The organism is Pseudomonas sp. FG98 (assembly GCF_057808595.1).
In genome coordinates, this window is the sequence record NZ_JBMDIJ010000029.1 from 30,894 (window position 1) to 44,948 (window position 14,055).

The window sequence follows — 14,055 nt, forward strand, 5'->3', positions numbered from 1 at the left end:
GCGTGTTGTGTATTGAGATTTTGACCCTGTTAAGGGTCGAAATTGATGCTCTTGTTAAGGGCGTTTTTAGTGCCTAGGCCGAAGGCCGTAGCGAGCGGAGGACAAGGGTAGGCAGAAAGGGTGCTGTATGGCTGTAGATTGAGTGCAGAAGGGGTATAGCTTGACTACAGGTAGGGGGTGAGTAGGATACAGGGTAAATGCAATATGGGTGCAGGTAGGGTGCAAAATGGCAGGCAAGGATATCGAGAAGGCACTGATGGCGGTTGAGCCAGTGACAAAGGCAGCGAAAATACGCAAGGTCATGCCAGTGATCGAGAAGCAGCTGAGGGCAGGTGTACGACGCCAGGCGATTCTGGATGTGCTCAAGGAGCAAGGTATCGAGGTCAGTATGGATACGCTCAAGAGCTACCTGTACCGATACCGCAAGGCCCAACGTGGAAACCAGGCAAAGACTGCAAGCCCAGCACCAGTGCCGCAACATTTTGAGGAACCAGCGCGGCAGGTCGAGCCGGAACAGGAAGGAGGTGTATCGTACGATACAGAACCGAGCCATGACGCGGACGAACGGCCCCATTTGGGGCCGGCTGAGTTGAGCAGGCTCATGAATCCCGGGGACGATCAAAACGCCTCGGACTTGGATCGATATGAAAGCGCAGCGCGCAGCAGAAGGAAACGCACATGAGAACCGTCACCGTGAATTTCACCGGCAACTCCGGAAAAACCACACTCTCCGATAACCTGCTTTGGCCCCGTATCGGCGGTCTGCGGTTTGCAATTGAAACCATCAACGCCGGTGCGTCGGACACCGCAGCCGAAATTGAACGCCTCAAGGGCAAACAGTTTGGCGAACTGTCCGAGGTACTGCTGACCGAGGACAAGGTTGTGGTCGACGTTGGCGCATCCAACGTTGAAGACTTCTTCAAGTTCATGGGCCAGTACGACGGCTCCCACGAAGATATCGATTACTTCCTGGTGCCGGCAGTGCCGGAGAAAAAGCAGCAGGTCGATACCATCAACACCATCAAGACCCTGGCCGCGCTCGGCGTGCCGGCGAAAAAGATCTTGGTCGTCTTCAACAAAGTCCAGATCGATGATGCCGACGATATCCCGCAGACGTTCGCGGCGCTGTTCGGCTTCCACGAAGTCGAGAAGAAATTCACCCTCAAGCGCGATGCTGTGGTGTACGCGAACGAAATTTTCGAGCGCCTGCGCCCGCTGAAAATGAACGTCACGCAGGTACTGGAGGACTCCACGGACTATCGCGCCCAGTTGCGCGATGCCAAGGACGAAACCGAAAAGGATCACGCCCTGCGCATGATCTCCGCGCAGCGCCTGGCCAAGTCGGCATCGCGCAACCTTGACCAGGTATATGCCTCGCTGTTCGGCAAGGGGAAGTGATCGATGGCCAAGGACCCAACCACGGCCCGCGAAGCGATGGTCGCGCAAATGATGGAGGACTTTGATGCCATCGTGCGGCGCCTGGAACAGGTCGACGCCGACCTGGCGGCGAAGACTTCCGAAGCCGTACGCGATGCAGCAGGCAAAGTCCTGCTGCAGACGCAGCTGAACTTCGAGTCGATGATGGAAGAACAGCGCAACGCACTGGTGCAGGCAGGACGCGAAGCGGCAGCGCGGATTGGGAATGAGATCAACCGCAGTGCGGCCAGCCTGGTGACAGCACAGGCTGAGCGCCGGGCGGTTGGGTACTCGGTAGCTCTGCTATCGATTGGTGCGGCGCTTGGCGCCGCCATCGTGTATGTCGCCTACTTAGTAGGACGGTGAGGGGGCTTGCCCCCTTTTTTTGATGTGTAACCTGTATCGTACGATACAGGTTACAATGTCTGTAACGTTCACCCCCCTGACGCCGAGTGATCAGCAGGGGGGATTCTCGCGTGCGAGAAATGGAGGCCGCATGTCCGCAACCCCAAGCCAGTTGCTCTATGACGAAATCGAGGGGGCGTACGACTGGTTCAATGATCGGTTATACGGTGGCCAGCTGCCCGGCTGCATCTTCACCCTGCAGCGCAAGGCCAACACTTTCGGCTATTACTCGCCATCGCGCTTCCTGCGCCGGAATGGCTCGGGTAAGAGCGATGAAATCGCGCTGAACTGCGCCTACTTCGCGCATCGCAGCATCAAGCAAACGCTGTCCACGCTGGTGCATGAACAGGCGCACCAGTGGCAGGACTGCTTCGGGAAGAAGTCTCGCGGCGGGTACCACAACCGCGAGTGGGCCGACAAAATGGAGGCCATCGGGCTGATGCCTTCGCACACGGGTGAGCCTGGCGGGCGCCGGTGCGGGCAGCAGATGACGCACTACATCATCGAGGGCGGTCCCTTCGATGTGGCATGCGACGAATTACTCGCAACCGGCGCCATGATTTCCTGGATCGATATCGTCACCCAGCGGGTGCCAATGTCCGCAACGCAGCTGTACGGGCCAGGTGGGGAGCCTTTACCCCAGCCCGAGGATCCGACCATCGACATACCGGCACTGACTGTTGCGGGTCTGATCCAGCCGGCAACGCCGGCTGAGGATCCGAAGAACAAGCGCAAGTACACCTGTCCCAGCTGCAAGTTGAACGTGTGGGGCAAGCCAGGCCTTAGCGGGCGGCTGCTCTGTGTGGACTGCGACGTACGTTTCCTTGAGGCCGGCGAGCTGGTGGAAGTGCCGCCCGACGCTGATGCCCAGCCGGGCGGGGACGACTGATAACCGGAGGGCGTCAGTTGCCCCCGCCTGGCCGCTGCCGGCGAGGCGACTTGCTGCCGGTGAGGCCCTAACGTATATATGCGTTAGGGCTAAGAACCAGCTGGAGATCACCTCCCATGTACATACCGTCACGCGACGACTTGCTGCAGCTGTACGAGAACGACATTAAATCGGGGGGCATAGAGAAAACGGAAAAAATCGTACGATAAGCCCTGCTGACAGCCTGCAAGCCCTTAGGTTGTGTAGTCGGTGTCCGAATGGGGTATACCCTAACCGGGCGTCAGGCCGGCAGCCTGCACAACGTCAAGCTAGAGCTGGATTCGGCATTTCCTGACAGCTCGCCGCCAGCCTCTATGGCCTCAACCTGACAGGTCGCATGCTTAGCGTACGATTTTGTCCGTTTTCTCTATCGTCCCCCATAACGAAACGCCATGTCGCCGGCGGAGGTCAGCTGCTCAAGCTCTACATCCCACATGGCCAGCTCCTCGATTAAGGTCGTCGCCATGGATTGTCCTGGCGAACCTTGATTAGGAGCTGCAGGACCAACCCAGCGCAAAGGATGAGGCTTCCAAACTGCCAGCCAGCAGCCTCATATGCTCCACGGGGGAAGTCACAAAGGACAGCCAATCCAGATATCGAGAGAAGCAGGGCAGCGAAGGCTGCCGAGGTTACGTAGCATGAGCTGTTAACACACCTTTTTGTTAACCGCTATTACGCATGGCTGGCGGGCTAGAACCCTTATTCGAGTTGGCCCGGTGATAAACTCGCGCCATTTGGCGCAAGCATCGCGCCAGCCGTATCCCAAAGGGAATTCCGAATGTCCGCCCTCTCTACTCTGCTCGACACCTACCGCGACGCCTCTGTCACCGAACGCGAAAAAGGCACTTACTTCGAAGAGCTGATCTGCGCCTACCTGCGCAACGAAGCCACCTACCGTGACCTGTACGATAAGGTTTGGACATACGCCGATTGGGCTAAGGAGCAGGGTCTCAGCGGCAAGGACGCGGGTATCGACCTGGTGGCGCGCACCCAGGGAACCGGCGAGTACCACGCCATCCAGTGCAAGCTGTACGCCGAGAACTACCGCGTCCAGAAGAAGGACATCGACAGTTTCTTCACTGCCTCGGGCAAGGCGCCGTTCTCGCACCGCGTCATTGTTACTACCACCAATAACTGGAGCGAGCACGCCGAGGATGCCTTGCAGGGCCAGCAGCCCCCGGTCAGTAAGATCGACCTGCAAGCCTTGGAGGACAGCCAAATCGATTGGGCGAAGTACCAGCCCAATCAAGCCGTTGCACTCAAAGCCAAGAAGCAGTTGCGAGAGCACCAGCAAACCGCGCTGAACGCGGTGGCCGCAGGTCTCAAGGATGCCGAGCGCGGCAAGTTGATCATGGCCTGCGGCACCGGCAAGACGTTCACCAGCCTAAAGATTGCCGAGCGCCTCGCCGGCAAGGGCAAGCGCGTACTGTTCCTCGTGCCCAGCCTGTCGCTGCTGTCGCAGACGCTCACCGAATGGACGCAGGAAAGCGAAACCCCGCTTCACAGCTTCGCCGTGTGCTCCGACAGCGACGTTGGGAAGAAGCGCAAGGTGGAAGATGACGCTGTACAGGTGTTCACCCACGAGCTGCGCTACCCGGCCACCACTAAGGCTGATCGGCTCGCAGCGGAGATGCCCAAGCGCCACGACGCCGAGCACATGAGTGTGGTGTTCTCCACCTACCACTCCATCGACGTGATCAGCCGCGCCCAACATGATCACGGCCTGGATGCCTTCGACCTCGTGATATGCGACGAGGCGCACCGCACCACGGGTGCCACCTTTGGCGACGATGACGAAAGCAATTTTGTACGTATCCATGATGCGGATTACATCCGTGCCGCGAAACGCCTGTACATGACCGCCACGCCGCGCATCTACGGCGACAACGCGAAGATCAAGGCAGAGAGCGGCGAGGTTACGCTCTGCTCGATGGATGACGAAGCCCTGTATGGAAAAGAGCTGTTTGTCATCAACTTCTCCGAGGCTGTTCAGCGCGGCCTGCTCACCGACTACAAGGTACTGGTACTCACCGTTGAAGAAAGCGTCGTGAGTCGCCGCCTCCAAGAACTACTGAGGGACGAAGACAACCAGCTCAAGGTGGATGACGCCGCCAAGATCGTCGGTTGCTGGAAGGCCCTAGCCAAGCAGGGGCTACACGAACAGCTGATTGGCGATGATGAGCCGATGAAACGCGCCGTTGCCTTCTGCCAGGTCATCTCGCCCAACTACAAAGGCACCAAGCACAAGGTCAGCTCCATCAACATCGCCAGCATGTTCCAGTCGGTGGTGGAGGCTTACCAGGAGTCCGAGAACATCGACGCAGCCTCGCGCCTGATCTGCGAGGCCGAGCACGTTGACGGCGGCATGAATGCCAGCCAGAAGGAAGCCAAACTCAAGTGGCTGAAGGATGAGCCGCCCGCCAATACCTGTCGCATCCTCAGCAACGTCCGTTGCCTGTCCGAGGGCGTGGACGTTCCGGCACTGGATGCCGTGCTGTTCCTCACCCCGCGCAACTCCCAGGTGGACGTAGTGCAATCCGTTGGCCGGGTGATGCGCAACGCACCCGGCAAGAAGCGTGGCTATGTCGTACTACCTGTGGTCATCCCGGCAGGCATGGAGCCTCACGAAGCGCTCAACGATAACCAGACCTACAAGGTGGTCTGGCAGGTGCTCCAGGCGCTGCGCTCGCACGACGACAGCTTCGACGCCATGGTCAACAAGCTCGATCTGATCGGCTCCGACCCGCGCAAGATGGAAGTCATCGCCATCACCGATAAGGTGGACAAGAAGGCCAAGAAGTCCAGCGGAACCAGCAACGGCAAGGCCGGCAAAGGTCAGTACGGCATCGGCGAAAAACGCAGCAAGCACGATGCTGAAGGCCAGCTCACCCAGCAGGCCGAGCTGACCTACGAAGTGGGTGAAATCGAAAAGGCCATCTACGCCAAGATCGTTGAGAAGTGCGGCAACCGCCATCACTGGGAAGACTGGGCCAACGACATTGCCAAGATCGCCCGCACCCACATCGACCGCATTCAGGGCATTCTGGAGAACCCGGCCAACACCCAGGAACTAGCAGCCTTCAACGCCTTCGCCGCCGAGCTGCGCGACGACCTCAACGACAGCATCAGCGATGGCGAGATTATCGAAATGCTCGCCCAGCACCTGGTAACCAAGCCGGTGTTCGATGCGCTGTTCGATGAATACAGCTTCGCCAGCCACAACCCCATGTCCAAGGCCATGCAAGGCGTGCTGGACGCACTCCACGAACATCACCTGGCCAAGGAAGCCGACACCCTGGAGAAGTTCTACGCCAGCGTCCGCCAACGGGCTGCCGGCATCACCAGCGCCCAGGGCAAGCAGAAGATCATCGTCGAGCTGTACGACAAGTTCTTCCGCAACGCCTTCCCAAAAATGACCGAGCGCCTGGGCATCGTTTACACCCCGGTCGAGGTGGTGGACTTCATCCTCCACAGCGTCAATCACCTGTTGCAACAGGAGTTCGGCCAGACCCTGGGCAGCAAGGGCGTCCATATCATTGACCCCTTCACCGGCACTGGCACCTTTATCACCCGCCTGATTCAGTCGGGCCTGATCAAACCGGAGGAGCTGCCACACAAGTACAAGCACGAAATCCACGCCAACGAGCTGGTGCTGCTGGCTTACTACATTGCAGCGATCAACATCGAGGCGGCCTACCACGGCGAAGTGATCGACGAGTACACGCCGTTTGAAGGCATCTGTCTGACTGACACCTTCCAGATGTACGAGAAGGACGATTTGGTGGATGCGCTGCTGGAGGACAACAGTGCCCGGCGCAAGCGTCAGAAGGCGTTGGATATTCGGGTGATAGTGGGGAACCCCCCTTATTCTGTGGGGCAAGGGGATGCCAATGCCAACAACGCGAATGTACCTTACCCCAGCCTTGATGAACGCATCCGAACAACCTATGCCGCTCGTTCAGACGCGAACAATAAGAACGCACTCTATGACAGCTACATTCGCTCAATTCGCTGGGCCAGTGATCGTATTGGTAATGCCGGCATCATCGGGTTCGTGACCAACGCTGGTTTTGTAGAGGCCAATACTGCTGACGGTCTTCGAAAGTGCCTGGTAGACGAATTCTCCAGCCTGTATGTGTTCCATCTGCGTGGCAACCAACGTACCAGCGGCGAAACCTCTCGGAAGGAAGGTGGCAAGATTTTCGGCAGCGGCAGCCGGGCCCCGATTGCTATCTCGCTGTTGGTAAAGAACCCAGAAGCGAAGGCTCATGGGCAGATCCACTTCCATGATATTGGCGACTATCTCAGCCGCGAAGAAAAGCTGGAGAAGATCGTCAGCTATGCCAGCGTAGCCGGAATACCAAGCTGGCAGCATGTAATCCCGGACGAGCATGGTGACTGGTTAAAGCAGCGTGATGATAGCTTTGGTCAGTTCATCGTCCTGGGGGCCAAGGACGACACAGGTTCTGAAGTGCTTTTTGAAAACTACTCCAGAGGGCTAGAGACCGGACGCGATGCCTGGGTCATCAACTCCAGTGTGTCGAAGGTGAAGCTCAACGTCGTATCAATGCTGGATTTCTATAACGCAGAGATTCAGCGCGTTGGTGCGGCATCACTCCAAGGATCGAAAAAGGAGCGAATCGACCAGGTAAGGCCACTGTTATCCAGCGATGCGACACGCATTAGTTGGACTAGCAGTTTATTTGCTAATGCCGCTGATGGCGCCCCGCTTAGGCTTCGTCCAGATTGTATTGGAACCATGGTCTACCGGCCATTTACAAAGCAAGCCTTCACTTATGATTCGAACGTAGTCCACCGTGTTGGTCAGATGCCGCGAATCTTCCCGGATGCCAAGGCAGAAAATCTGCTCATCATGGTTAAGCAACGCCCCGCCGAGGTTGGCCAACTTGCGTTGATGGTGAATTGCCCGCCAGAGCTACAGACAGATGGAGGTACGCAATGCTTCCCACTCTATCTCTACGACGAAACCGCCCAAGCGTCCAAAGACGACCTTTTTGCAGAGCCAGTTGAAGGTGGTTTGCGCCGCCGCGCCGCCATTACCGATGCTGGTCTGGCGCACTTTGCCAGCGCCTATCCGGGCGAGGCCATCAGCAAAGAAGACCTGTTCTACTACGTCTACGGCATCCTACATTCCCCGGACTACCGTGAGCGCTTTGCCGACAACCTCAGCAAGGAGCTGCCACGCATTCCGGCTGTGAAGAGGGCTGCCGACTTCTGGGCCTTCAGCAAAGCTGGCCGCGACCTGGCTGATCTTCACCTGAACTACGAAACCGTTGAGCCGTACCCGCTGACCATCGAGGCCAAGGGCACACTGACGGATGCTGACTATCGCGTGGAAAAGATGAAGTTCGCCAAAAAGGGCGACAAGAGCACTGTCATCTACAACCCCCGCATCACCCTCCGGGGCATCCCCGAGGCAGCCTGGGACTATGTGGTGAACGGCAAGGCCGCGCTGGACTGGGTGATGGAACGCCAGGCCGTGCGCACCGACAAGGCCAGCGGCATCGTCAACGACGCCAACGACTGGGCCGTCGAAACCATGGGCAACCCCAAGTACCCACTGGAGCTGTTCCAGCGCGTGGTCACCGTGAGCCTCGAAACCCAAAAAATTGTTAATAATCTGCCAGCTCTGGATTATTAGCAGGGCGGCTCAGCGGAGGAAGGACAGGATGTCCGAGCGGCACCGGGACAAAGTGTGCAAACACGACCGGAAACGGTGTCTACCAGATAGGTGGACACCATGCCGTTAACTCAAGGCTGGGGATCGGCAACGAGCCTATCGGCTGGATACTGGGTCATGAATTCACTGCTGATCTCAGCGGGAGCTGTCAGCCAATCCTGATATAGGGGTCGTTTGCGGGAGAGGGCGAAATCCTACGCTAAGGCTTTGGCCAACGATATTCTCCGGTAAGATTGATGTGTTCCCAGGGGATAGGAGAAGTCGCTTGATATCTAGTATGACGTCTGTCGCACCTGCTTGATCGCGGCCGCGATAGCTAGATCGCGTTGCTCCTCTTCTCCATCCGCGTTCCAAGCTGCGGAAAGGCACCCATAAGCGTACGCCTGGTCGAGCAGGCGACGCGGATCGACGTCCAGCGCACGAGAGAATGCGTCCGCCATCTGTGCAATGCGTCTAGGATCGAGACAAAGGTCGTCTCTGTCAGCCGGATCGTAGAACATATTGGCGGCGCCAAAGCCCACTTCACCGACCAGACCGACGGGATCTATCACCAGCCAGCCGCGACTGGAGAACATGATGTTTTCATGATGCAGATCGCCATGTAGCCCACGCAGTTCCGAGGCATTGCTCATCATTTGATCGGCTATAATCGCCGCGTGGACGTAGTCAGTTTGACAACCTGCGTTTTGATCATCGCGCGCCCGCTGAAACAAAGCTGCAAAGCGATCCCGGATCGGGAGAAGGGCAGAAGGCAGGGGTTCCTCAGATGCGGCATACAGCTTCGCCATTAGTTCCGCTGCAATTTCGGTCGCCTGGTAGTCGCCGTGCTCGGCAACGATGTGAGAGAGCATTCGCTCCCCGGCATATTCGAGCAACATCAGATTGTTCTCACGACCGAGCAACCGGACTGCTCCCCTCCCATTGCGCCATACCAGATAGTCGGCCCCGCGCAGTTCATCAGCAATGTCTTCTATAGGTTTCAATCCCTTGACGATTGCAGGAGTCCCGTCTGGCAATGAAACTTTCCAAACGAGGCTGGAAAAGGTGTCCGCAATGAGAACAGGTTGCGAAACGTGCCAATGAGCAGGAAAAACAGGCGGCATGAACATCAACCCCAAGTCAGAGGGTCCAATCGCAGATAGAAGGCAAGGCGTTCGCGGTCGGGGGCTTCGATCCCCAATACATTGAATAGGACAGCGAAGGCGCGCTCTGCTTCATCTGGCGCTGCCCAGTTCTCTTCGGCGTTAGCAATCATGAGTGCCAAATCGGCATAGCGATCTGCTGTTCCGAGCCGCCCAAGGTCGATCAGACCCGTGCATTGAAGAGTTTTAGGGTCCACCATGAAGTTCGGCATGCAGGGATCACCATGGCAAACAACCATATCGGTGCGCTCTTGGTCGAGCCGCACCGGTAGCTCTCGTTCGACACGAGCCAAAAGATCGAGCTGCGGCGTACTCTTGTCCTCGTCCGGTAAGAAGTCGGGATTGACGGCATTGCGGGACACCACATCAACGGCGCGTCCGAACATTCGCGACAGCCTGCGCTCAAACGGACATTGATCAACCGATAGGCTGTGAACAGCGCCAAGTTGCTGCCCCATTGACGGCCACGCTTTGAGCAAATCCGCTCCAGACAGATCAGCCGCCGGTACTCCCGGAATTGCCGTTATCACCAAGCATGCACCCTCCTGTTCCTCCTGCCAGTTGATCACCTCGGGGCAAGCCACACCTCGACCTTTGAGCCAAATGAGGCGGTCACGCTCTCCAGCGAGCTCACCGCGGCGGGAAGCAGGTGCGATTTTCGCGAAGGCATGCCCGTCACCACGTCGAAAAACAAAATCACCAGATTCTCCGCCTCTGACAGGCAACCAGTCAGAATGCGATTCACCAAAAAAAATATTAGTTCGATTCAATGGAGGTTCCTTCAGTTTTCTGATGAAGCGCGGAGGTGGCTCAACCTGCGAAAAGAAACGAGTTGCTACGTAAGTCCGAGAACATGCTTTCCATGGTCTCTGAGCTCGCCTTTGGGACCGACATATCGGTAGAGAGTGACGCGCTCGATGCCGAGTTCCTTGCAGAGATCGGAAACTGAAGTATCGCGCTGGGCCATGGCGGCTTGCGCGAGACGCACCTGAGCTTTGGTGAGCGCGAATTTTCGTCCGCCCTTGCGACCGCGCGCTCTCGCGGAGGCGAGACCCGCCATGGTGCGCTCTCGGATCAGATCCCGCTCGAACTCGGCCAAGGTGGCGAAGATTCCGAACACCATGCGACCGGACGCAGTCGTGGTGTCGATCTGAGCGCCCTTTCCAGTCAGAACCCGCAGGCCGATCTTGCGGTCTGACAGCTCCTTCACCGTGTTGACCAGATGGGCAAGCGATCGTCCGAGGCGATCGAGCTTCCAGACCACCAGCACATCGCCGTCACGCAATGACTTGAGGCAGGCAGTCAAGCCAGGGCGATCATCACGACCGCCGGAAGCAAGATCATCATAGATATTGTCCCGTTCGACACCTGCGGCGCGCAAGGCGTCGTGCTGCAGGTCGAGAGACTGCGAGCCATCGGCTTTGGAGACGCGGGCATATCCGATCAGCATGTATCACAAACGTTGGTTTGAGGCGGCGCTTCGGCCACGATTGCATTGACCTCTGGAAATGTATCTCAACCAGCTTCATAAACAAAGCGTCTTGAACGCTATCAGATTTTGAAAAAGGAACATGTATGCCGCGTCGCGTCACTCTAACCGATCGGCAGAAAGACGCGCTGTTGCGCTTGCCGACTTCACAGACGGATTTGCTCAAGCACTATACGCTGAGTGATGAAGACCTTGGGCATATCAGGCTGCGTCGGCGCGCTCACAACAGGTTCGGCTTCGCCCTGCAATTGTGTGTCCTGCGCTATCCCGGCCGGGTGCTGGCTCCAGGCGAACTGATCCCTGCAGAGGTCATCGAATTTATCGGAGCGCAGCTTGGCCTGGGTGCCGACGATCTCGTAGACTATGCTGCCCGCGAGGAAACACGGCACGAGCATCTTGCCGAGTTACGGGGGCTCTACGGCTTCCGCACCTTCTCCGGACGTGGTGCGAGCGAGCTGAAGGAATGGTTGTTCCGAGAAGCCGAGATGGCGGTGTCGAACGAGGATATCGCCCGTCGCTTCGTAGCCGAGTGCCGACGCACCCGCACTGTCCTTCCCGCGACATCCACGATCGAGCGGCTTTGTGCCGCGGCTCTCGTCGATGCCGAGCGACGCATCGAGACGAGGATCGCCAGTCGGCTGCCTATGTCGATCCGAGAACAGTTGCTGGCATTGCTCGAGGAGACGGCTGATGATCGGGTGACCCGTTTTGTGTGGCTGCGCCAGTTCGAGCCTGGCTCGAACTCTTCGTCGGCCAACCGGCTGCTCGACCGGCTCGAATATCTGCAACGCATCGATCTCCCCGAGGATCTGCTTGCCGGCGTTCCTGCCCATCGGGTGACTCGTCTGCGCAGGCAGGGTGAACGGTATTATGCCGACGGCATGCGCGATCTCCCGGAGGACAGGCGGCTTGCGATCTTGGCTGTTTGCGTCTCGGAATGGCAGGCGATGTTGGCCGACGCAGTGGTCGAAACCCACGACCGGATCGTCGGCCGTCTCTACCGTGCTTCGGAGCGTATTTGCCATGCAAAGGTCGCAGACGAAGCGGGGGTGGTGCGTGACACCCTGAAATCCTTCGCCGAGATCGGGGGCGCCCTGGTCGATGCACAGGATGATGGCCAGCCGCTGGGCGATGTCATCGCGAGTGGGTCAGGGTGGGACGGCTTAAAAACCCTTGTTGCAATGGCAACCAGGCTGACCGCCACCATGGCCGACGATCCGCTCAATCATGTGCTCGACGGTTATCACCGCTTCCGCCGATACGCTCCACGCATGTTGCGCCTGCTCGATCTGCGAGCTGCGCCCGTTGCACTGCCGCTTCTGGAAGCGGTGACGGCCCTTCGTACCGGTTTGAACGATGCCGCGATGACCAGCTTCTTGCGGCCCAGCTCGAAATGGCATCGCCACCTTCGGGCCCAGAGGGCTGGCGACGCTCGCCTATGGGAGATCGCGGTGCTGTTCCATCTGCGCGATGCGTTCCGCTCCGGAGATGTCTGGCTTACTAGGTCCCGGCGCTATGGCGATCTGAAACACGCACTCGTTCCGGCACAATCCATCGCGGAAGGCGGTCGTCTCGCTGTGCCATTGCGGCCGGAGGAATGGCTGGCAGACCGGCAAGCTCGCCTCGACATGCGGTTGCGCGAGCTTGGCCGTGCCGCTCGCGCAGGCACGATCCCGGGCGGGTCGATTGAAAACGGCGTTCTGCATATCGAGAAACTCGAAGCCGCCGCGCCGACAGGCGCCGAAGATCTGGTGCTCGATCTCTACAAGCAGATCCCGCCCACGCGCATCACCGATCTCCTGCTGGAGGTGGATGCGGCGACCGGCTTCACCGAAGCGTTCACCCATCTGCGCACAGGAGCACCCTGCGCTGACCGGATCGGGCTAATGAACGTTATCTTGGCGGAAGGGATCAACCTCGGCTTGCGCAAAATGGCGGATGCGACAAACACCCACACCTTCTGGGAATTGATCCGCATTGGACGGTGGCATGTCGAGGGCGAAGCCTATGACCGGGCGCTGGCCATGGTGGTCGAGGCACAGGCAGCGTTACCCATGGCCCGGTTCTGGGGCATGGGCACGTCGGCTTCGAGCGACGGACAGTTCTTCGTCGCTACAGAGCAAGGTGAGGCCATGAACCTGGTCAACGCGAAATATGGCAATACCCCGGGCCTGAAAGCCTATAGCCACGTCTCCGACCAATATGCGCCGTTCGCAACCCAGGTGATTCCTGCAACGGCAAGCGAAGCGCCTTACATCCTCGATGGCCTGCTGATGAACGATGCTGGACGCCATATCCGCGAGCAGTTCACCGACACGGGCGGCTTCACCGATCACGTCTTTGCCGCATGTGCCATTCTCGGCTACCGGTTCGCTCCGCGCATCCGCGACCTGCCATCCAAACGGCTCTACGCGTTCAATCCGTCGGCCGCCCCGGCGCACCTGCGAGCGTTGATCGGCGGAAAGGTCAACCAAGCCATGATCGAGCGCAATTGGCCCGACATCCTGCGCATCGCCGCCACCATTGCTGCCGGGACCGTCGCGCCAAGCCAGATTCTGCGGAAACTCGCCTCCTATCCGCGGCAGAACGAGCTCGCGACAGCCCTGCGGGAAGTCGGTCGCGTCGAGCGCACCCTGTTCATGATCGACTGGATTCTGGATGCCGAACTCCAACGGCGTGCCCAGATCGGGCTCAACAAAGGCGAAGCTCATCATGCGCTGAAGCGGGCAATCAGCTTCCACCGCCGCGGTGAAATCCGCGACCGTTCCGCCGAAGGCCAGCATTACCGCATCGCCGGCATGAATCTGCTCGCCGCCATCATCATCTTCTGGAACACCATGAAGCTCGGCGAGGTCGTTGCAAACCAGAAACGCGATGGAAAGCTGCTATCGCCCGATCTCTTGGCCCATGTTTCGCCGCTCGGATGGGAACACATCAATCTCACCGGAGAATATCGCTGGCCAAAGCCTTAGCG

9 protein-coding genes are annotated in these 14,055 nt (G+C 58.5%); 6 read left to right on the forward strand and 3 right to left on the reverse strand.

From position 1 onward, the window contains the following. Positions 1–226 precede the first annotated feature (226 nt). The 5 genes from ACODSK_RS17775 (at position 227) to ACODSK_RS17795 (ending at position 8,411) form a co-directional block, all read left to right on the forward strand. Entirely contained in the window at positions 227–682 is a 456-nt protein-coding gene (locus ACODSK_RS17775; protein WP_028691949.1) for a hypothetical protein, read from the forward strand. Beyond that, on the forward strand, positions 679–1,398 hold the full coding sequence (gene stbB, locus ACODSK_RS17780) for a StbB family protein (RefSeq protein WP_028691950.1): 720 nt from the start codon (positions 679–681) through the stop codon (positions 1,396–1,398). Before ACODSK_RS17775 ends, stbB begins: the two co-directional genes overlap by 4 nt. Positions 1,399–1,401: 3 nt before the next feature. Further along, positions 1,402–1,782, forward strand: coding sequence for a hypothetical protein (locus tag ACODSK_RS17785; protein WP_028691951.1), 381 nt, complete (start codon positions 1,402–1,404; stop codon positions 1,780–1,782). Between the two features lie 130 nt (positions 1,783–1,912). Further along, positions 1,913–2,710, forward strand: coding sequence for a SprT-like domain-containing protein (locus ACODSK_RS17790; protein WP_028691952.1), 798 nt, complete (start codon positions 1,913–1,915; stop codon positions 2,708–2,710). An 817-nt stretch (positions 2,711–3,527) separates the two neighbouring features. Next, positions 3,528–8,411: a DEAD/DEAH box helicase gene (locus tag ACODSK_RS17795; RefSeq protein ID WP_128652637.1), complete on the forward strand. Its 4,884-nt coding sequence runs from the start codon at positions 3,528–3,530 to the stop codon at positions 8,409–8,411. Between the two features lie 311 nt (positions 8,412–8,722). Here the strand turns inward: ACODSK_RS17795 and ACODSK_RS17800 are convergent, their stop codons facing one another. From ACODSK_RS17800 to ACODSK_RS17810, 3 genes are all read right to left on the reverse strand, one after another. Further along, positions 8,723–9,559 (reverse strand): aminoglycoside O-phosphotransferase APH(6)-Id, encoded by an 837-nt coding sequence (locus tag ACODSK_RS17800; RefSeq protein ID WP_000480968.1) that lies wholly within the window; start codon positions 9,557–9,559, stop codon positions 8,723–8,725. Beyond that, the gene (aph(3'')-Ib, locus tag ACODSK_RS17805; protein ID WP_001082319.1) at positions 9,559–10,362 is read right to left on the reverse strand and encodes an aminoglycoside O-phosphotransferase APH(3'')-Ib; all 804 of its coding nucleotides are present in this window, start codon (positions 10,360–10,362) and stop codon (positions 9,559–9,561) included. Before aph(3'')-Ib ends, ACODSK_RS17800 begins: the two co-directional genes overlap by 1 nt. A 65-nt stretch (positions 10,363–10,427) precedes the next feature. After that, complete coding sequence (locus ACODSK_RS17810) at positions 10,428–11,042, reverse strand: recombinase family protein (protein ID WP_000904906.1); 615 nt, start codon at positions 11,040–11,042, stop codon at positions 10,428–10,430. A gap of 125 nt (positions 11,043–11,167) precedes the next feature. Between ACODSK_RS17810 and ACODSK_RS17815 the strand changes: the two genes are divergently transcribed. Further along, on the forward strand, positions 11,168–14,053 hold the full coding sequence (locus ACODSK_RS17815) for a Tn3 family transposase (RefSeq protein WP_001138082.1): 2,886 nt from the start codon (positions 11,168–11,170) through the stop codon (positions 14,051–14,053). The last annotated feature ends 2 nt before the right edge of the window (positions 14,054–14,055 follow it).

What these genes read in the sequence shown, in the direction of transcription:
- ACODSK_RS17775 (WP_028691949.1), top strand. Translation starts at nt 227, where the DNA reads ATGGCAGGCAAGGATATCGAGAAGGCACTGATGGCGGTTGAGCCAGTG.
- stbB (WP_028691950.1), top strand. Translation starts at nt 679, where the DNA reads ATGAGAACCGTCACCGTGAATTTCACCGGCAACTCCGGAAAAACCACA.
- ACODSK_RS17785 (WP_028691951.1), top strand. Translation starts at nt 1,402, where the DNA reads ATGGCCAAGGACCCAACCACGGCCCGCGAAGCGATGGTCGCGCAAATG.
- ACODSK_RS17790 (WP_028691952.1), top strand. Translation starts at nt 1,913, where the DNA reads ATGTCCGCAACCCCAAGCCAGTTGCTCTATGACGAAATCGAGGGGGCG.
- ACODSK_RS17795 (WP_128652637.1), top strand. Translation starts at nt 3,528, where the DNA reads ATGTCCGCCCTCTCTACTCTGCTCGACACCTACCGCGACGCCTCTGTC.
- ACODSK_RS17800 (WP_000480968.1), bottom strand. Translation starts at nt 9,559, where the DNA reads ATGTTCATGCCGCCTGTTTTTCCTGCTCATTGGCACGTTTCGCAACCT.
- ACODSK_RS17810 (WP_000904906.1), bottom strand. Translation starts at nt 11,042, where the DNA reads ATGCTGATCGGATATGCCCGCGTCTCCAAAGCCGATGGCTCGCAGTCT.
- ACODSK_RS17815 (WP_001138082.1), top strand. Translation starts at nt 11,168, where the DNA reads ATGCCGCGTCGCGTCACTCTAACCGATCGGCAGAAAGACGCGCTGTTG.